This window comes from Methylomonas sp. HYX-M1 (assembly GCF_040741385.1).
GTDB classification, from domain to species: domain Bacteria; phylum Pseudomonadota; class Gammaproteobacteria; order Methylococcales; family Methylomonadaceae; genus Methylomonas; species Methylomonas rhizoryzae.
Map to the genome: position 1 here is coordinate 159,768 of NZ_CP160405.1, position 18,810 is coordinate 178,577.

At 55.0% G+C, this 18,810-nt stretch carries 17 protein-coding genes; 6 read left to right on the top strand and 11 right to left on the bottom strand.

Translation table 11 applies throughout. The features are described from left to right. Positions 1-80 precede the first annotated feature (80 nt). The gene (locus tag AB0A83_RS00710) at positions 81-2,774 is read left to right on the top strand and encodes a cation-transporting P-type ATPase (RefSeq protein ID WP_150046084.1); all 2,694 of its coding nucleotides are present in this window, start codon (positions 81-83) and stop codon (positions 2,772-2,774) included. A 6-nt stretch (positions 2,775-2,780) separates the two neighbouring features. On the opposite strand, the gene AB0A83_RS00715 is transcribed toward AB0A83_RS00710, so the two are convergent. Beyond that, entirely contained in the window at positions 2,781-3,365 is a 585-nt protein-coding gene (locus AB0A83_RS00715) for a TIGR02281 family clan AA aspartic protease (RefSeq protein WP_367155130.1), read from the bottom strand. Positions 3,366-3,616: 251 nt separating this feature from the next. On the opposite strand from AB0A83_RS00715, the gene AB0A83_RS00720 reads away from it, so the two are divergent. Then, positions 3,617-4,729, top strand: a complete 1,113-nt coding sequence (locus AB0A83_RS00720) for a hypothetical protein (RefSeq protein ID WP_232056732.1) — start codon at positions 3,617-3,619, stop codon at positions 4,727-4,729. 169 nt (positions 4,730-4,898) lie between these two features. On the opposite strand, the gene AB0A83_RS00725 is transcribed toward AB0A83_RS00720, so the two are convergent. Next, a complete protein-coding gene (locus tag AB0A83_RS00725; protein ID WP_150046086.1) occupies positions 4,899-5,225 on the bottom strand; it encodes a hypothetical protein in 327 nt (108 codons plus the stop codon). Between the two features lie 475 nt (positions 5,226-5,700). Next, a complete protein-coding gene (locus AB0A83_RS00730) occupies positions 5,701-7,716 on the bottom strand; it encodes an RCC1 domain-containing protein (RefSeq protein ID WP_367155131.1) in 2,016 nt (671 codons plus the stop codon). A 139-nt stretch (positions 7,717-7,855) separates the two neighbouring features. On the opposite strand from AB0A83_RS00730, the gene AB0A83_RS00735 reads away from it, so the two are divergent. Further along, entirely contained in the window at positions 7,856-8,149 is a 294-nt protein-coding gene (locus AB0A83_RS00735; RefSeq protein ID WP_367155132.1) for a transposase, read from the top strand. Between the two features lie 43 nt (positions 8,150-8,192). Here the strand turns inward: AB0A83_RS00735 and xerC are convergent, their stop codons facing one another. The 5 genes from xerC to AB0A83_RS00760 are packed head-to-tail and all read right to left on the bottom strand — an operon-like array spanning position 8,193 to position 12,009. Further along, positions 8,193-9,095, bottom strand: coding sequence for a tyrosine recombinase XerC (gene xerC / locus AB0A83_RS00740; protein WP_367155133.1), 903 nt, complete (start codon positions 9,093-9,095; stop codon positions 8,193-8,195). After that, positions 9,092-9,790 carry a DUF484 family protein gene (locus tag AB0A83_RS00745; protein WP_367155134.1) on the bottom strand — a complete coding sequence of 233 codons (699 nt, stop codon included), beginning with the start codon at positions 9,788-9,790 and terminating at the stop codon, positions 9,092-9,094. The genes xerC and AB0A83_RS00745 overlap by 4 nt, the downstream gene beginning before the upstream one ends. After that, entirely contained in the window at positions 9,787-10,617 is an 831-nt protein-coding gene (gene dapF / locus AB0A83_RS00750; protein ID WP_150046091.1) for a diaminopimelate epimerase, read from the bottom strand. The genes AB0A83_RS00745 and dapF overlap by 4 nt, the downstream gene beginning before the upstream one ends. A 4-nt stretch (positions 10,618-10,621) precedes the next feature. Further along, the gene (gene lysA, locus AB0A83_RS00755) at positions 10,622-11,869 is read right to left on the bottom strand and encodes a diaminopimelate decarboxylase (protein WP_150046092.1); all 1,248 of its coding nucleotides are present in this window, start codon (positions 11,867-11,869) and stop codon (positions 10,622-10,624) included. Between the two features lie 2 nt (positions 11,870-11,871). After that, a complete protein-coding gene (locus tag AB0A83_RS00760) occupies positions 11,872-12,009 on the bottom strand; it encodes a lipoprotein (protein WP_190303213.1) in 138 nt (45 codons plus the stop codon). A 290-nt stretch (positions 12,010-12,299) separates the two neighbouring features. Between AB0A83_RS00760 and murI the strand changes: the two genes are divergently transcribed. Next, positions 12,300-13,133: a glutamate racemase gene (gene murI, locus AB0A83_RS00765; protein WP_367155136.1), complete on the top strand. Its 834-nt coding sequence runs from the start codon at positions 12,300-12,302 to the stop codon at positions 13,131-13,133. A 45-nt stretch (positions 13,134-13,178) separates the two neighbouring features. Here the strand turns inward: murI and AB0A83_RS00770 are convergent, their stop codons facing one another. From AB0A83_RS00770 to AB0A83_RS00780, 3 genes are all read right to left on the bottom strand, one after another. Beyond that, positions 13,179-14,504 carry a hypothetical protein gene (locus AB0A83_RS00770; protein WP_367155137.1) on the bottom strand — a complete coding sequence of 442 codons (1,326 nt, stop codon included), beginning with the start codon at positions 14,502-14,504 and terminating at the stop codon, positions 13,179-13,181. 73 nt (positions 14,505-14,577) lie between these two features. Further along, the gene (locus AB0A83_RS00775) at positions 14,578-15,060 is read right to left on the bottom strand and encodes a YajQ family cyclic di-GMP-binding protein (protein WP_150046094.1); all 483 of its coding nucleotides are present in this window, start codon (positions 15,058-15,060) and stop codon (positions 14,578-14,580) included. A 100-nt stretch (positions 15,061-15,160) separates the two neighbouring features. Beyond that, positions 15,161-15,469, bottom strand: a complete 309-nt coding sequence (locus AB0A83_RS00780) for a hypothetical protein (protein WP_150046095.1) — start codon at positions 15,467-15,469, stop codon at positions 15,161-15,163. 348 nt (positions 15,470-15,817) lie between these two features. On the opposite strand from AB0A83_RS00780, the gene gnd reads away from it, so the two are divergent. Both gnd and AB0A83_RS00790 read left to right on the top strand, forming a co-directional pair. Further along, complete coding sequence (gnd, locus tag AB0A83_RS00785) at positions 15,818-17,263, top strand: decarboxylating NADP(+)-dependent phosphogluconate dehydrogenase (protein ID WP_150046096.1); 1,446 nt, start codon at positions 15,818-15,820, stop codon at positions 17,261-17,263. Between the two features lie 190 nt (positions 17,264-17,453). After that, positions 17,454-18,767: a hemolysin family protein gene (locus AB0A83_RS00790; RefSeq protein WP_150046097.1), complete on the top strand. Its 1,314-nt coding sequence runs from the start codon at positions 17,454-17,456 to the stop codon at positions 18,765-18,767. The last annotated feature ends 43 nt before the right edge of the window (positions 18,768-18,810 follow it).

An 18,810-nucleotide genomic window follows, 5' to 3' on the forward strand; every position in this document is an offset into this window, starting at 1 on the left:
CCCTTTCGCTTCGAATTTTCGGCAAGGGATGTCGGATAATACGCTGAGTCTTTTTTCACTGCGCGGATGACCGTCTAACGATGCAAAAAAACCACGAAATTGACTGGCACGCCTTATCGGCCGAGCACGTAGCGGCACAGTTCGCCGTATCCGCCGACAGCGGACTGGACAGCGCCGAAGCGGTGCGCAGGCTAGCCGAACACGGCCCCAACCGCTTGACGCCGGCTCGCGGCAAAGGCGCGTGGCGCCTGCTGTTGAGCCAGTTTCAACAGCCTTTGGTTTATATTCTGTTGTTCTCGTCCGCAACCACGGCACTGTTGGGCGAATGGACGGACAGCAGCGTGATTTTAGGGGTGGTCATCGTTAACGCCCTCATAGGCTTCGTGCAGGAACGCAATGCCTTGCAGGCCATAGGCGCGCTGGCCCGCACTCTGGATACGGGCGCCACCGCGTTGCGCGACGGCCGTCGCCGCGCATTGAGCGCCACGGAACTGGTACCCGGCGACATTGTGTTTTTGCAATCCGGCGACCGCATCCCGGCCGATCTGCGGCTGCTGCAATGCAGGGAGCTGCGTATCGACGAAGCCGCGCTTACCGGCGAATCGGTACCGGTAGACAAGCAAACGCAAGCGTTAGCCGCCGCTACGTTGCTGGCCGACCGCAGCAACATGGCCTATTCGTCCACGCTGGTCAGCTACGGTAGCGCCATTGCCGTTGTAGTCGCTACCGGCGATTGCACCGAAATCGGCCGCATCAACCGGATGATCGCCGGGGCCGAACCCCTCGAAACCCCGTTAACCCGCAAGATGACCGCCTTCAGTCAATGGCTGCTGTGGGTCATCGTCGGATTTGCGGTAGCTACCTTTGCGGTCGGGGTTTGGCGCGGCGAAAGCTGGCTGGACATGTTCATGGCCTCGGTGGCGCTGGCGGTCGGCGCTATCCCGGAAGGCCTGCCGGCGGCCCTCACCATCACGCTGGCCATAGGGGTATCGCGCATGGCCAAACGCAACGCCATCATACGCAAACTGCCGGCCGTGGAAACCTTGGGCAGTACCACCGTGATTTGCTCGGATAAAACCGGCACCCTGACGCAGAATCAAATGACCGTACAGGCGGTTTATGCCGGCGGCGAGTTGTTCGACGTCGACGGCAGCGGTTATACCCCGGAAGGCGCTATCTCGCTTGCCGGTCAACGCATCGAGCCGCGCGCCTATCCGGCTTTAATGGAATGCTTGAAAGCCGGTTTGCTGTGCAACGATGCGCGGATCTATGCGGACCTCGACTGCTGGCGTATCGAAGGCGATCCGACCGAGGCTGCCTTGCTGGTTGCGGCCCATAAAGCCGGCCTGCACCATAGCCCGGTATGTGACGCACATCCGCGCCTGGACGCGATTCCGTTCGAATCGGAACGGCAGTTCATGGCCACTTTGCACCATAACCAACGCGACGACGTGCAGCACATTTACCTGAAAGGCTCGTTGGAAAGCGTGCTGGAGCGTTGCGATCACAGCTTGGACCGCGAACTTAAACCGGTTGCACTGGAACACGCCGCCGTCCGCCGCCAAGCCGAGTTCTTGGCGGCTCAAGGCTTACGGGTGTTGGCGCTGGCCCGGGTCGAACACGGCGACCGCACCCTGGAGCATGCACAAGTCGCCGGAGGACTCGGCCTGCTCGGCCTGCAGGCCATGATAGATCCGCCCCGCCCGGAGGCGGCTATTGCAATAGCCGCCTGCTACCAAGCCGGTATCGCCGTCAAAATGATCACCGGTGACCACCCTCTGACCGCGCAAACCATCGCCAAACGCCTGGGCATGCGCCAAACCGATCAAGTGACCAGCGGCGCGGAATTGGCGCAATTCGCCCCCGAAACTTACCGGCGCCGGGTCGAGCAATGCGACATTTACGCCCGCATTACGCCGGAACAAAAACTGCTGCTGGTCAAAGCCTTGCAAGCCAACGGCCGGGTAGTAGCGATGACCGGCGACGGGGTCAACGATGCCCCGGCATTGCGCCAAGCCGACATCGGCGTTGCCATGGGCATGGGCGGTACCGAGGTCGCCAAAGAAGCCGCCGCCATGATTCTAACAGACGACCATTTCGCCACCATCAAAGCGGCAGTCGAAGAAGGCCGCGGGGTATTCGACAATCTGGTCAAATTCATCGCCTGGACCTTACCGACCAACTTAGGCGAAGGCCTGGTCATCATGGTGGCGGTATTCGCCAACGTCGCCTTGCCCATTACCCCATTGCAAATTCTGTGGATCAATATGACTACCGCAGTACTGCTGGGTTTGATGTTGGCCTTCGAACCCAAAGAACCCGGCTTGATGCGGCGCCGGCCACGCTCGCCGGGCCAACCCATACTGACCGGTCAATTGATACTGCGTATTGTCATCGTCGGCCTGTTACTGCTGGCCGGGGCGTTCGGCCTGTTCGAATGGGAATTGCAGCAAGGCGAACCGTTGGCAAAAGCCCGCACCGTCGCCAGCAACGTGTTCGTAGTCGGCGAATTGTTTTACTTGTTCAATTGCCGCTCCCTGCACTATTCGATGCTGCGCGTCGGCCTGTTTTCCAATCCGTGGCTGCTCGGCGGCGTCACGCTCATGGCCGCCCTGCAAGCCCTGTTTACCTACTGGCCGCCGATGCAAGCCTTATTCGGCACCGCCGCCATTGGCTCGGACGAATGGCGTCTGATTGCCGCAGTCGGTTTGACGATCTACCTAAGCGTCGGTCTGGAAAAACTACTGATTCGCCGCTTGCGCCGTCACCGTTAAGCACGCTTAGTTGCTAAAGCGGGTAATACAGCGCTGGTTCCGGTCGCATATCACCTGCTTGGTAATCGGCGATGACGGTCTTTGGTCGACCGGCGCAGACGGCGCGGATCCGGTCGTCTTGGATTGCGCCTCGGTTTGCATCGCCTCATTCGGTGTCAGCGTCATGCTATCGGCGGTTTGATTAATTTTGAAGGACTTCAGTACATTCATGCCGATCAACACTTCGGACAGATGTTGGCTCAGATGGGCATCGACGTTGTGCAATTCGCAATCGCCCAATTTCAGACTGCCGATCACGGTCGATTTATTGAAAACCCGGCCGCCTGCGGTATGCGCCTCCACTTGCGCGCCGTAGGGCAAACGAGCCTTAGAGGCCAGTTGCATAGGCACTACCGTCAGCGTCGCCCCGGTATCGATCATAAACGGCACGGCCACCTCGTTGATCCTGGCGCTACCGGTAAAGTGGCCTTGCTTATCCGCTTTCAGCACGATGGCTGTAGTAGCGGTATTGTCTTGCGCAACAACCGGCGATACCCGAACAAACAGGCTTAAAGTTAAAGCAACCCGCAAAGCGTTGATGTTTCCGGACATAGTGATTTCGCCATTGTGCCGTGACTAAAGTCATTACTATCGTTGCGGCGGGCAAAGCCTGCGAAAACAATCGCGCCGTCGGCCTGACCGCTCGGCCGACCCGGCGCCTACGCTACAATGCCGCCTAAAACCATTCGCCGGAATTATATATGCCAAATCCCAGGCAAATCCCCATAATTAGCCAACTTTTACGTTGGCTCAGCCCACTTGCAACTGCGATCGTTTTACCGGGCTGCCTGTCGCCGATAGCGTTGAATAACGCAGTGATGGCCTACGACCAGAGTACCTCCGATATTCAATCGCAACAGCTGTTGTTGAATGTCGCCCGCGCTCATCAGCACCAACCGCTGCATTTCACCGGCATCTCCAACATCGCCGCCACCTTTAATTTTCAATTCAACGCCGGCGCCACGCCGGCCTTGACCGGCGAATCCGGCTCGTTGCTGACCCCTATTTTCGGCGGCACCGTTTCGGAAAACCCGACCATCAGCATCGTCCCGATAGAAGGCGAGGAGTTTACCCAACGTTTGCTCACACCCTTTCACGAGCATAAGCTGACCATGTTACTGCGTCAGGGTGCGGATATAGATCTGGTGCTGCGTTTGCTGGCCGGAGAACTGCGCCTCAAAGGGAATACCGAAGCACAAGACGCCGTTTTCTACAACAAACCGAGCGATAAAACAGGCTACAAACGCTTTCGCCAGCTAGTTACGCAAATATCCACCGTCCAAGACCGTCACCGCCTGTTTGTAGAACCTTTGCAATTCGAGCAAAGCTGGCATATTCCCGCGGATACGTTGGCTGCGGAACAATTCGCCGGCTTGCAAAAAGAATACGACCTCGATTTTGATGCCGCCGGCAAGCGGCTAACCTTAACCAAACGCTTAATCGGCCATACCGTGATAACCAATTACGATCCGCAATCCCTCACTAACGCACAACGTATCGCCTTGAACGACGAAGCGGATAAAGGCTTGCTCAACGATGTCATGGTCGACATCCGTTCGGACTATCCCGGCGGCGAAGTGCCGGTACACGGTTTTTTCCGCTTGCGCAGCTTTTACAATGTCGTGAATTTTCTGGGTAGGGGCATAGACGACGAATCCGAATATCCCGTCGAAAAGTTGCAGGCCACGCCGCACGTCAAAGAAAACCCGATTCACACGCTGGGCATTTCGGTTACCGAAGACGCACCGAACGATGACTCGCTTTACGTCGAATACGCAGGCAATTACTACGCCATCGCCCCGGAGGCCGGCTACCAATGGAATCGCGAAGGCTTCCGTCTGTTGCATCAGCTGTTTCAAATGACCATGACCGAGCTCGCGCAACGCGGCGCGCCCACGCTGACGATTTCGAAATAGCGCCTACCGGCGGCCGCGTAATTCAACGCGGCCACACTCTTTCCGTCAAACGTTCAATGCTCGTGTCGCAAATTTACAGTAGACCGAAAACGCGTTAACCCTTGGGGTAAGTCGCAAAAGTATTTTCCAATCCAGACATGAGCCTGAGAGAAGGGGGTATGAAAATTGCTTAGGTGGCAAATGCGTCCAATTTTTCCAACGTGATTCCCGGTTTGAGATAGGCTTCCGCCTCGGGCAATGAGCGGAACTTTTCATAGGGTGTCATCATGTCTTGATATTGATAGCGCGTGCGAATTTTGTCTTTCTTATACAACCCCGGCATCAGATAAAAATGCCGTTGGTAAAAAGTTGGCTGTGGCTCGGTGACGAAAGGCACGCGGTATGCGCCGGCCCAGCGAGCGTCGGACGGCGACTGTTCCAGCACCGTGCCATCGGCCAAGGCCACGGTGGATATGTCGGTATGGGTCACCCGCATAACCGGTCGGCGAAATTCCACGCCGTGGGCCAAGGTCGTGTACAGGCGCTGGAAGGGTTCCTGCCTGGTGCCATATCAACAATCGTTGGTGACGTTGACGATATATAGGGTGTCTTAAGCGGCCAAATCGTTGGACAATTTCGGAAACCGTTCGGGGCGGATGCCGCTCGGCAATCCGCCAAATCGAATGGATGACTTCATCATCAGCATACAAAGGAACCCTGTAAACCGATCCGCCGCCTTTGGGACGTGTCGGCACAACGCAAGGCGCTTTTCGAACAAACCCACGCACAAGATCTCGTCGTGCAGTAAAGACATCCATAACTTGAACAGCATCCATACGGCGCATCTCAGTTCGTATCGCGCCGAAATCCAAAACAACGCCAACCAGGACCAGATAGGCTGCATAATCTTTACTTCGAAGCGACAACTAGCTTAACTGCGCCAGCAAGAGCTGACTACCATGCCGGCTACCGCTGGAGAAGGCAGCCGAAATCTATTTATTACCAAAATCAATAGCTGGCAGGCTGCCACCCATTTCGTTTGCTTGATCGCCGCGGTTTTCGCTGTCGCCTAGAGCAAGTTGCCCGTTAGTGTTTGCGCCCCAGCATTTCATAGCGTCATTGTCCAACAATGCGCAGCTGTGATTGCCGCCAGCAAAGATTCGTTTGGCAGTGCGACCGGCTCCCAAGTTGACTGTAGGCAGGTTATCGCCCATTTCGGTTGATAAGCGGCCACGAAATTTGGTATCGCCCAGTCCCAATTGGCCAAAGCTGTTGGCTCCCCAGCATTTGACGGTTCCGTTATCCAACCGGGCACAAGAATGGGTTATTCCTAGGGCAATTTCAACGGCATAGCGGTCCACGCCTAAGTTGACAGCGGGTAGATTGTCGCCCATTTCCGACACAACGTCGGTACCACGGTCTTGGGTGTCGCCAAGGCCTAATTGCCCTGATTCATTGGCGCCCCAACACTTTAGCTGGTTATTATCGAGGATCGAACAATTATGCAGTGCGCCCGCCGCCAATTGAACTGAAGAGCGGCCTACCCCGAGATTTACGGCAGGCAGGTTGTCGCCCATTTGTCCCGGTTCATCACCAATATTACCGATGAATTCATGGGGGTCGAACAAACCAATGCCTAGACGGCCATGATCATCACTACCCCAACATTTGACACTGCCATCATCCAGTCGAGCGCAGGAATGGGCTGAATCGGGAGCCGCTTGGCTAAGCGCAACCTGCATGGCGGTTCGCCCCGTACCTAAATCGGTTGCCTTCAGCGCATCTCCCATTTGCCCAGGTTGGCTGCCAACTGATTGATTATCGGAACCGTTACCAAGTTCTCCCCACAAATTATTGCCCCAGCACTTTAATGAATTGTTGTCCAGTTGGACACAGTTGTGGTCGCCACCTACTGATAACTGAATAGCTTTTTGGTTAACGCCAAAATCCAAAGAGGGCAGGTTATCGCCCATTTCGTTGTTATTGAATCCAATATCGCCGAAAGAGCCCAGGCCAAGTTCACCGGATAGATTGCTACCCCAACACTTTACATCATTGTTATCGAGAAGGGCGCAAGTATGAGCGTAGCCGGAACCAATTGCCTTGGCGGTGCGTCCTGTTCCCAAGTTAACATAGGGGACAGTATTTGCTGTTTCTTTTGGGTGATCGCCGACTCCCAGAGAGTCATCGTCTGTAAATAAATCAAAAATGAAGCCAAGGCCAAGCCGCCCTCCAATGGAGTAACCAAAGCATTTAACTTTTTGATTACTCAACAGGAAGCAGCTGTGTTCATTCCCTAAGCTGGCAGAAACGGCTTTAATCGAGGTGCTGCCACCATTATTTCCACCAGCATTCACTCCACCCGTTTCAGTTACAACGGCATCGACAAATGAAAGCATCGATGTGGCTATTGCGGATGATTCAAGCCCTGAATAGCTAAATCCCTTGGCAGTCGCCTTGTTTATTTTGGCGTTTGCAGAGGCGATAAACTTGTTTTGCGCTTTTAACAGGGCTGAGGCGAGCTTGTCTGCATTGGCCTTGGCGGCGTTGGTTGCATGAGCAGTCAATGCCGATGTGCAATGTGTGCCAGCGGCAGACAATAAACCGGAGTAGAGAGAATTGCTGGCTGTATCGGATGAATCCCAACCGGTTTTAAAGTCGGACAACAAAGTTTCTATATCGAGAATTTCACCAGCCACTAGCGTATTGCCACTGTCGGATAATGTGCACTGACCCCCTTTTTTTGCTTCTTTGGCTAATACCTTATCCCAGCTGCTGACAAATTTGTCTTTGGTTTTAAGAATACAGCTATCTCTTTTGGTGGTTTGCGGGTCTTTGCCAGGTTTCTTTGTGTAAGTACTCTCGCATGAAAATGCTTTCTTGCATAAAGTGGCTACTGCTTTAAGCTGCGCAGATTGGCAACTTGCTGTTGAGGCAATTGAGATGGATGGAAACACAAATGTCCACAAAATTAAAACGTTTGCTAGCTTGAACCAAAATGGGTACATCAATTTATTCCTCTATACAGATTTTGGAGTTTTAAATTTTCAATATGAGTTAACAAAAAGTTTTTAATAACCGAAGAATATCTCAATTTCGTCGTAATCGTCAAAACCACATGTTCAGAAACACGTGTACTAATCGACCGTGCCGGCATTGAAATCGATCGGTATCGATAAAATCGCGTTGAAAGGGGCTATGTTGGCGTTTCGTATGAACCCAATGGCTGGAACGGATCACGGCATTAGGGCTTACCTGTTTTGCCGCCTTTGCGACCACATCACCCATTACTTTGTTGGGTGCACAACCAGCGGTTTTGTCGAAGGACTCAACAATAAGATCAAGGTGATCAAGCGCCGTTGCTACGGAATTTATAACTTGGGACGATTATTCCAACATATTTGGCTCGACGTCCGGGGGGCGGAAGGTTCTGTTCGCTGAACACCAGATATTGGGGTTACCACGGGAAATGCGCACCGAGAGTTTATTCGGATCCACGTTTTTTCGCTCTGGGGTGAGCGTTGTCATAGACTTTTGCTAGATGCTGAAAATCCAGGTGCGTATAGATTTGCGTCGTACTGACGTCGGCATGACCCAGTAATTCTTGCACCGCGCGAATATCTTGGCTGGACTCCAGCAGATGACTGGCGAACGAATGTCTGAGCATGTGCGGATGGATATGTTCCTTTAGTTCGCGCCGCTCGCACCAGCGCCGCAAGCGCAGTTGCACGTTGCGTTGGCTTAATCTAGCTCCGCTACGGGAAACGAACAAAGCGGGCGACTCACAATCCGGCCGCTGCGCCAACCAAGCGCGCAAGGCCGCTACGGCCTTAGCGCCTACCGGCAAGTAACGTTGTTTGCCGCCTTTGCCGTGGCGAACCAATAACATGCCTTCGCTCTGATTAAGGTCTTTGATATCCAGCATGACCAGTTCGCTCAAACGCAAACCTGACGAATAAAACAGCTCGAACATGGCGATGTCGCGCAATTCCAAGCTACTGTCGGCAGGAGCATCCAACATGCCGGCCACTTGATCGACATCCAAAAGCTTGGGTAACTTTTTAGCCGGCTTGGGCGCTCGGACTCCTTGGGTCGGATTGTCGACAGCCCTGCCTTTTTGCATCAAAAAACGGTAAAAACTGCGGATGGCGGCCAATTTCCGGCGTAGCGAACTGGCTCCAAGGCGATTTTGGTGGCGAAAAACGATAAATTGCCGCACGTCGGCCGCGCCGGCTTGGGTCCAATCCGCCAATTTCCGGCTGACACAGAATTGTTGCCACTGCTTTAAATCGCGCCGATAGTTGCTAAGGGTGTGCGCAGAGGCCCTTTTCTCGCCACGCAAGTAATCGATGAAACTGTCGATCGCCTGCGTGGCTTCCGGTGTCATTGCCGGCTTAATTGCGACAACAAGGAAATCAGCCGGGTACCGACGATTTCGCTCATCTGCGTTAAAAACAAGCTGCCCAAGCTGTAATGGAAGCGTCCTTCGTCGCGGCTACCTATCGCCAGCAAGCCGTCCAGTTGGGTAAACGCCATGGGAATGATCGCGCAGGACTTGACTTCCACCGCGGCGTCGCCGAATAGAAAACGCGCTTGGGCCAAGGTCGGCCTCCCGCATTTGGGCTGATTAGTGGTCATTTCCTGATTGAAAAGCTTCAAGTTCGCATCGTCTGCTGCCACAAACAGATTGCTGAGCGGCGAGTCCGGGCAAGCACCGACGATTTTTACCGCCACAAAATCGGTTATAAAGCATTCCGCCATCACGTCGGTCAGATTGGCGACCGCTTCCTCCAAACTGTTTGCTTCCAGCATGGCCAGGGTCAGCTCGTGCATGCGGCTGAAGGCCGCATCGTTTTCCCGGGCAATATCGATCAGCGCGTTCAATTGGTTTTCCTGCTCCTGGTGTTTAACCCGGAACAATTCCAATTGCTTGGCAATCAGCGAAATGGCGTCGCCGCTCGGGTGAGGTATCCACATGCGTTCCAGCAAATCCAAATGGCTGTGGAAAAATTCCGGGTGCCGTCCCAGATACTCGACGACTTCGGCTTCGCTCAGCGAAGAAATCTGTGCTGTCTCGTTCATAACGTTATTTGTCCTTGATATACCGTGACGGCAGGACCGGTCATCATTACCGGCCTGCCTCGCCCGGGCCAGTCGATGCGCAACGACCCGCCGGGCAAACTGACTTCGACCCGGTTATCCAGTAGCCCCTGTTCTATGCCGGCAACCACCGCCGCGCAAGCCCCGCTGCCGCATGCCAGCGTTTCCGCCGCGCCGCGTTCGTAAACCCGCAGCTTGACATGGCTTCGGTCGACCACTTGCATGAAGCCGACGTTGACCCGCTCCGGAAACAAAGGATGGCTCTCCATCAATGGCCCGATGCGCTCGACCGGCGCCGTATCGACGTCGTCCACCGCAATCACCGCGTGCGGATTACCCATGGACACTGCCGCGAAGGTTAAGTCTTGACCCGCTATCCGGGTATGGTATAGCACAGACTCGGCCGGCATTTGAAGCGGAATCTGCTCAGGAGCGTGCCTAGGAACGCCCATGTTGACGGTAATCGCCCCGTCGCTATCGAATTTGAGCTGCAACTGCCCGGCGCCGGTATCGACCACCAGCAAATCTTTATCGGATAAACCCTGTTCCCGCACAAAGCGGGCGAAGCAGCGGGCGCCGTTACCGCATTGCGAGACTTCGCTGCCGTCGGCGTTGAAAATCCGGTATTTGAAATCGGCATTGGCGGCCTGCGGCTTTTCGACTAGCAGCAATTGGTCGCAACCGACGCCGAAATGCCGGTCGGCGATGAAGCGAATGTGCTCCGGGCTCAAGGCAATCGCTTGGTTGACTGCGTCTATCACCACGAAGTCGTTGCCCAAGCCGTGCATTTTTCTGAAAACGATGTTCATGCTGTTACGGCAATAGCTGTTCGCCGGCCCATAATTGTTCCAGGGATTCGCGTCGGCGCACCAGATGCGCGCTGTCGCCGTCGACCATCACCTCCGCGGCGCGCGGCCTGGAGTTGTAATTGGAACTCATGGTAAAGCCGTAGGCGCCGGCCGAGCGCACCGCCAGCAAATCCCCCGGCGCAATCGCCAAAGCTCGGTTCTTGCCTAAAAAATCGCCGGTTTCACAAACCGGGCCAACCACATCCCAAAGCTGTTCGCCGCCAGCGGATTCAGCGTCCACCGGAATTATGTCCTGCCAGGCGCCGTACAGCGACGGCCTAACCAAATCGTTCATCGCCGCGTCGACGATGGCGAAGTTCTTGCCGTCGGTCGGTTTTAAATATTCGACTTTAGTCAGCAAAATGCCGGCGTTACCGGCAATCGCTCTGCCCGGTTCCAGCATGATTTCCGCCGTGCGCCCGCCCAGTTTGTCCAGCAGCGCGGCGACGTATTCGGCCGGTTCCGGCGGCGTTTCGTCGCGATAACGAATGCCCAAGCCGCCGCCCAAGTCGATGTGTTGCAAGACTATGCCTTCGGCTTGCAGTTGATCGACCAAAGCCAGCACCCGCTCGAAAGCGTCCAGGAACGGCAGGGTGGCAGTCAATTGCGAACCGATGTGACAATCGATCCCTACTACTCGGACGTTAGTCATTTGCGCGGCACGCCGGAATTCGTGCGCGGCAAGTTGAATGTCGATGCCGAATTTATTTTCCTTCAGGCCGGTCGAAATATAGGGATGGGTTTGCGCATCCACATCCGGATTTACCCGAAACGACACCGGCGCCACCATGCCCAACTCGCCGGCGATGCGATCGATGCGGTCCAACTCGCCGGCGACTTCCACGTTGAAGCAGCGAATACCGGTATTCAAAGCCATGCGAATTTCGTCTTCGCGTTTGCCGACCCCGGAAAACACAATTTGGTCCGCCCGGCCGCCGGCCGCCAACACGCGCTGCATTTCGCCGATCGACACAATGTCGAATCCCGATCCCAAACGCGCCAGCACGTTCAACACCGCCAAGTTGGAATTGGCTTTGACCGCGTAGCAGATCAAGTGCGGGTGTTGGCCGAAGGCTTGGTCGAATGCCCGCCAATGCCGTTCCAAGGTTGCGCGCGAGTACACGTAGCACGGGGTACCGAACCGGGCGGCGATCTGCTCGGCTGCAACGTCTTCGGCATACAAACGATTTTCGCGATAGTTGAAATAATCCATGCTCAACGCTCGTCCGAAGGTAAAGGTTTGGCTTGTTTGGCGCTCTCCGGCTTATCCGGTAAATACAAAGCCCCGGTTTGGCCGCAAGCTTGGGCGAAATACGCTAAGGTAATCAGGAAGAAAATTCGAAACGATAACATGCTGATAGACTGAGGTTTACCGCGCGGGATGTGCGCAAAATGGCCGCAAACTATAGCATAAAAACCTTGAAATCCGGGGGCCGCAGGGACCGCTAAGATCGACGGGCACACCGCGCCTCGAAAAATTGACTTCACTGCCGGCAAGCCTTTTAATTAGGGGATTTTCGATTTGTCCCATCCCTAGCAACAACGCCTTGCCATCGAGTTTAGAAAAAATGCCGCATATCCCGCTCCGTCGCATTTGCACGCTACCCAAACCGTCTAGCTTTGCGCAGTCGTTCGGTTATTGAATGACGACTGCAGCACCGTTTTTCGACAGCAAGGCTCGGTTAGGCACTCTCGACAGTCCCATCGGCGTTTACGATTCCGGGGTAGGCGGATTGTCGGTATTGCGTGCCATTCAAGCGGTTTTACCGGGAGAGTCCTTCGTGTACATCGCAGACAGCGGCCATGCGCCATACGGCAACCAGGGCCATGCCTTTTTGCAAGCACGGGCGCATCGCATCGCCAACTTCGTCGTGGAACTGGGCGCCAAAGCCCTGGTGCTGGCCTGCAACACCATCAGCGTCGCCACGGCGGCGTCCTTGCGTAGCAGTTACGATCTACCGATAGTCGCGATGGAACCCGCGATCAAACCCGCGACTTTAAACAGCCATTCCCGGGTGGTACTCGTGTTAGCCACCGCCAACACGATACAAAGCGCCTCGGTTGCCCGGCTATGCGCCTCGTTCGGGCAAGGGGTGCACATCATTTTGCAGGCTTGCCCCGGCTTGGCGGACCAAGTCGAACGCGGCGAATTGGATTCCCCCGCTACTTACGCCTTGCTGGAGGCCTACGTGAAACCGGGTATCGCGGCGGGCGCGGATACGATAGTCCTGGGTTGCACCCACTATGCGTTTTTAGCGGAACAAATCGGCGAAGTAGCGGGCAAACACGTGCAATTGCTCGAACCGTCCGTAGCGGTTGCCCGGCAATTAGCCTACCGCTTGGAACAGGCGGCCATTCCACGCTCCGCGCAATCGCGGCCCACACTGTTCTATACCTCCGGCTGCCGGGATAAGCTCGGAGCCTTTCTCACTTCGGTCGGCATCCCGGCCGCTCGGATTCATCGCTTACCGGGTTGAACCCGGCTCTGCGCCGGCACAGTGCGGAACGATCCGCCAATTCGGCTAGAACGCTTCCGACTCGTTGCCCAAAGGCCGTTCCGGTACGACCACGACATTGGCGAATCCGCCGCCCACTGTGCGAAAATTAGTCGTTTGCCCTTGGTACAAACGGGCGCATACCGATTGAACTCGACCGTCGTACACGTAATTGCGTATATCCAGCTTCAATTCGGTCGTTTCCTCGCCTATCTGCCATTGCCGTTCGCTGGGTTGCACGATGGCTTGCACCACGTAGTCGGCCGCGACGATGTCCCCGAACACCCGGCGGGTTAGCTTGTCGCCCCTATAGGCGGCCTTGCTGCCGTATCCTTTGGCCGGCTTGAAAAACCATTGCTTGCGCTGCTGCCATAAACTATCCGCATCCATACCGGCCACTTTGAGCGTCTTTGCCACCCCGTCCAGCAATACGGCCTGCGTCCGTTCGTCCAGCCCCAAGCTGCGCAAGAACTCGGCATCGGTCAATAACGCCAAATTGCGCTTGTCCGCATACAAAGCATGACTGTGCGGATGCGGGGTCACCACGGCAGCCTGATCGAGATAGGCTTGCAATAATTGCCGGTGCGCCGGCTGTTCCAACCCGAAATCGGTCAAGCGGTTGTAAACCAAATCTATCGCCAGCTCGCCGTGCCACAATCGGCCGGCCCGCAATTGCAACTCTGCCGGATCGCATATCACCGCTTGGATTCTGTGTCCGGCAAACAAGTTTTGAAACAACAAAAATTCCGGCAACATGTATTGCCGGTTCGGCTGTTCGTCGACGATAGCGATGCTGGCCAGCGGCCGTTGGTTTCCGCTTAAGCGCCATTCGTTCCGAAACATCGCGACGATGGCCAAGGCCGCTTGCACCGGAGAGTCCGGAAAGGCCAAGCTGCAAGGGCAGCTGTCGCAAGCGCTATGCGCGCTGGCCATTAACAAATTGATCAAGGCGCCGCCGGCGTTGGTATTGATCTCTATCAGTTTCGGCCCGTCTTGACCCAGATGGAAGTCAAACCCCAGGAACACCCCGCGCGCCTTGGGCTGAAACCGCGCGGCCTGCGGCGCGTAGCTCAACACCTGCTGTCTATACCCAGGATGTGCAATCACCCGTTCCAGCGCTTCTATGATTTCGCGCTGGCGTTGCAAGCTGGACTCGGCGACAAACACCGCCGCATCCGACAATAAATGCGGCCGTTCTTCGGTAATCATCTTAAACAAGCGTTCGCCGTCCGGCTGCTGCGCCAGTTGCCGTCGCAACTGCGGGCGACTTAAAGACACGCAATGGCAATCCCTGTTCAGCTGCTCGGCACGCCGCAGCCCTAGGTTATGGTCGAAAACAGTCATGCGGCTCATGGGAGTAACAGGTGATGCCGTAAAGCGGTCGCAGTAAAATCACGCCACCGATTCGGCAAACTGCGGAACAGGATTAATCGCGGAAATTGTTGAATTGTAGCGGTTGGCCTAAATCTTCGGCCCGCAGCATTTGGATGACTTCTTGCAGGTCGTCGCGCTTTTTGCCGGTGACGCGAACTTTATCGCCGTTGATCGCCGCTTGCACCTTCAGTTTTTTGTCTTTGATCAATTTGACGATTTTTTTCGCCAAGTCGCTGCCTATACCTTGTTTTAACGTAATCGGCTGTTGCGCGGTTTTGCCGGTATCTTGAATCTTGCCGCTTTCCAGACTGGAAATGTCGATACCGCGCTTGCCCATTTTGGAATACAAAATCGGCAGCATTTGTTGCAGTTGAAAGGTCGACTCCGCTTTCATCAAGATGGCGTCTTCCTGCTGCTCGAAGCTAGCGTTGCTGCCTTTAAAATCGAAACGGGTAGACACTTCTTTATTAGCCTGATCGACTGCGTTGGTCACTTCGTGACTATCCAATTCGGAAACGATATCAAACGATGGCATGGCGTTGATTTTTCAATGCAAAAGGGTTACGCACTATAAAGGCTGCGCCGGGTAAATTCAAGACGCGGCACAGGGATGTCGGCCCGCTAGCCTGCGGGACTTAATCCGCATCGCGGAACAGCTCCAAAATCATCTGCTTTTCTTCTTCGTCCAGGATGCTTTCGGTGCTGAAGAAATAGGGTGCGCGCGAATATTTGGGCTGGTCAGCCCTGCGCAATGCCCTGCGCCTATCGATCTTGCGTCTGTCCTTGGCGCGTCTATCCTTTTTTCGACGCTCGGTTTTCGGCCACATCACATAATGCTCCTGCATCATGGCTATCCATTCCGGCGAATTAAAAGCAAAGGTATTGACCCGCCGCTCTTTTTGCCTGCGCACGTAGGTGCGGCGAACTTCGGTTTCAGAATTCATGCTTAGTACGTGCTTAGCAGTCATATTCAATACATAAAACGTTAACGAGCAGGAGTGCACCAGGCGATTACCAAACTTTAATCTTAATAATCAATAAATTACAGACATATTATCAGGTTTGGCGGCGTCATGCAGTAGCCCATAAGTATCTGTTGCGCCAACCCGTTTATTGTTCCAGACCCGAAAAACCGTAGAAAGTTGATTAATGCTTTATTAATATCGGAAGCACGGCGTAGTTCTCAAGCGAGGAAACGGAAAAAGCTTGAAAAAGATTGTTAAACAAAGCGAGCCACCGTTAGCCGCCTGCCGTGTTACTATCCGGAGAGTACTGTTGCGCTGGAGGCTAATATGCAAGCGAACATCGGTTTAATAGGCCTAGCGGTCATGGGCCAAAACTTGGTCTTGAATATGAACGACCATGGTTTCAAAGTCGCGGTTTACAATCGCACTAGGTCCAAAGTGGACGAATTTTTACAAGGTCCCGCCAAGGGAACGCAAGTCATAGGCGCATATTCCCTGCAAGCACTGGTAGATCAACTCGAAACCCCGCGTAAAATCATGTTGATGGTCAAAGCCGGCAACGTGGTCGACCAATACATCGAAGACCTGCTGCCGTTGCTGTCTGCGGGCGACATCATCATAGACGGCGGCAATTCGCTGTTTACCGACAGCAACCGTCGCACCCAATACCTGAAGGAAAGGGGTTTGCTGTACATCGGCACCGGCGTGTCCGGCGGCGAAGAAGGCGCCCGCCACGGCCCCTCGATCATGCCGGGCGGCAACGCCGCGGCCTGGCCGGCGGTTAAACCGATATTCCAAGCGATCAGCGCCAAGGTCGATGGCGAGCCGTGCTGCGAATGGGTAGGGGACAACGGTGCAGGACATTACGTAAAAATGGTGCATAACGGCATCGAGTACGGCGATATGCAATTGATTTGCGAAGCCTACCAACTGCTTTCCGAAGGGCTGGGCTTGAGTACCGACCAAATGCAGACGATTTTCGCCGACTGGAACCGCGGCGAACTCAGCTCCTACCTGATCGAAATTACCGCCAACATCCTGGCTTATAAAGACGAAGACGGCTCAGCGCTATTAGATAAAATCCTGGATACCGCCGGGCAAAAAGGCACCGGCAAATGGACGGGCATTAATGCGCTGGACTTGGGGATACCGCTGACCTTGATCGGCGAATCGGTCTTCGCCCGCTGTTTGTCGGCGCAAAAAGACGAAAGGGTTAGAGCCGCGGCAGTCCTTAAAAAACAAGTGCAGCCTTTCGAAGGCGATCGGCAAGCCATGATCGGCGCGGTACGGCAAGCCTTGTACGCCTCGAAAATCATTTCCTACGCCCAGGGTTTCCAATTGATGCGGGAAGCGTCCAAGGAATACGGATTTGCCTTGAATTACGGCGAAATCGCCTTGATGTGGCGCGGCGGCTGCATCATCCGCAGCCAATTCCTGCAAGCGATCAAACAGGCTTATCAAAAAAAACCGGATTTGGAGAATCTGCTGTTGGCCGATTTTTTCGTAGCTGCGATGCAACAAGCCGAATCCGGCTGGCGGCAGGCTGTGATTCTGGGCATCCGGGCCGGCATCCCCACGCCTGCGTTTTCCTCGGCGCTGGCCTATTACGACGGCTACCGCAGCGAGCGCCTACCCGCCAACTTGCTGCAAGCGCAACGCGACTATTTCGGCGCCCACACTTACGAACGAGTGGACAAACCGCGCGGCGAGTTCTTTCATACCGACTGGACCGGACACGGCGGCAAGACTACCTCGACCACGTATAGCGTTTAGCCCGCCGCCATGCGCCGAACCGACCCGCAGTTGAGCCACGGGCCAACATCGGCCCAGGACCGATAGGCCGAAATCGTCCGGGCACGGCACTGCCGGCGTCAAAGCCTGTCGGGCGTCGGATTTAGCCCCCTACTAACTGCGCGAACATGTCCCTACTTTATTTCCCTCTTCAGCACAGAGCTGTTATCGCATGTCTTTTGAATTCGGTTTGATTTTAATATTGATATTTCTAAACGGCATTTTTGCAATGTCGGAAATGGCGGTCGTCTCGTCACGCAAGATCCGCTTGCAACAAATGCTCGAGCGGGGCCACAGCGGAGCGGCCAAGGCCCTGGAACTGGCAGAACAACCCACCCGCTTTTTGTCTACGATACAGGTTGGCATCACCTCTATCGGCATTCTTAGCGGCGCGTTGGGCGAAGAGGCCATTACCAAACCATTGATACCTTGGCTACAGTCGTTTACTTACCTAGCGCCGTATGCCGAAAAATTGGCTTTAGCCGCCACAGTGATTTTAATTACTTTCTTGTCCTTGATTGTCGGCGAGTTGGTGCCTAAACGCCTGGCGCTGAATTTTCCGGAACGGATAGCCGCGCTGATAGCCCGACCCATGCATGGCTTGTCTTTGCTGGCTTTGCCGGCGGTAAAGCTGTTGAGCTTAGCCACGGAAGTCTCGTTATGGCTGATGCGCATCAAGCCCAAAAACGAACCATCGATGACCGAGGAGGAAATTAAGCTTCTGTTGGCCCAAAGTACAGAGGAAGGCGTACTGGAAGAGGCCGAATTCCATTTCATGGAAAACATCTTGAGACTCGACAAGCGCAATGTCGCCTCCATCATGACGTGGCGTCAGGACATCGTTTGGCTGGATCTGCGCAAACCGTTCCAGGAAAATCGCCGGCTGATCATCGAAAGCTCGCACGGGGTGCTACCGCTTTGCGCCGGCGGGCTGGAGACGGTCGTTGGCTTTATCAAAGTCAAGGACATTCTTGATCGGGTATTGATGGGAGACCAGCCCAGCCTCGACAAAATCATGGTCAAGGCGCTGTTCGTCCCCGATTCGATTAGCTTGATGGGCCTTTTGGAACAATTCAAGCAAGCCCACCTGCATACCGCGCTGGTAGCCGATGAATATGGGGAGATCAATGGTTTGGTGACGTTAGGCGACGTATTGGAAGCGATCGTCGGCACTTTGGCGACCAGTCCGTTGGAAGATAGGCCGGAAATGTTGCAACGCGAGGACGGTTCCTGGCTGGTGGACGGCATGCTGGACATTCACGAATTTCGGACGCATTTTCGCTTGACGCCGGTCCCCGAACAGTCCGATAGTCACGTCAACACCGTTGGCGGCTTCGTCATGTTGCATCTGGGCTATGTGCCCAAAGCCACCGATCATTTCGAGTTGCAAGGTCTGCGTATCGAAGTTGTGGACATGGACGGCAACCGGGTGGACAAAGTGCTGGTTTCAAGCCCGACCGGATCCAATCAAAATCTTGGGCATTGATTGCAACGAGACGGTCTACCCGCGCCTCGCAGGCCCCGGCATC

Excerpts from the sequence above, each read along its gene's own strand:
- AB0A83_RS00710 (WP_150046084.1), top strand. The coding sequence starts at position 81 with ATGCAAAAAAACCACGAAATTGACTGGCACGCCTTATCGGCCGAGCAC.
- AB0A83_RS00715 (WP_367155130.1), bottom strand. The coding sequence starts at position 3,365 with ATGTCCGGAAACATCAACGCTTTGCGGGTTGCTTTAACTTTAAGCCTG.
- AB0A83_RS00730 (WP_367155131.1), bottom strand. The coding sequence starts at position 7,716 with ATGTACCCATTTTGGTTCAAGCTAGCAAACGTTTTAATTTTGTGGACA.
- xerC (WP_367155133.1), bottom strand. The coding sequence starts at position 9,095 with ATGACACCGGAAGCCACGCAGGCGATCGACAGTTTCATCGATTACTTG.
- AB0A83_RS00745 (WP_367155134.1), bottom strand. The coding sequence starts at position 9,790 with ATGAACGAGACAGCACAGATTTCTTCGCTGAGCGAAGCCGAAGTCGTC.
- dapF (WP_150046091.1), bottom strand. The coding sequence starts at position 10,617 with ATGAACATCGTTTTCAGAAAAATGCACGGCTTGGGCAACGACTTCGTG.
- lysA (WP_150046092.1), bottom strand. The coding sequence starts at position 11,869 with ATGGATTATTTCAACTATCGCGAAAATCGTTTGTATGCCGAAGACGTT.
- AB0A83_RS00760 (WP_190303213.1), bottom strand. The coding sequence starts at position 12,009 with ATGTTATCGTTTCGAATTTTCTTCCTGATTACCTTAGCGTATTTCGCC.
- murI (WP_367155136.1), top strand. The coding sequence starts at position 12,300 with ATGACGACTGCAGCACCGTTTTTCGACAGCAAGGCTCGGTTAGGCACT.
- AB0A83_RS00770 (WP_367155137.1), bottom strand. The coding sequence starts at position 14,504 with ATGAGCCGCATGACTGTTTTCGACCATAACCTAGGGCTGCGGCGTGCC.
- AB0A83_RS00775 (WP_150046094.1), bottom strand. The coding sequence starts at position 15,060 with ATGCCATCGTTTGATATCGTTTCCGAATTGGATAGTCACGAAGTGACC.
- AB0A83_RS00780 (WP_150046095.1), bottom strand. The coding sequence starts at position 15,469 with ATGAATTCTGAAACCGAAGTTCGCCGCACCTACGTGCGCAGGCAAAAA.
- gnd (WP_150046096.1), top strand. The coding sequence starts at position 15,818 with ATGCAAGCGAACATCGGTTTAATAGGCCTAGCGGTCATGGGCCAAAAC.
- AB0A83_RS00790 (WP_150046097.1), top strand. The coding sequence starts at position 17,454 with ATGTCTTTTGAATTCGGTTTGATTTTAATATTGATATTTCTAAACGGC.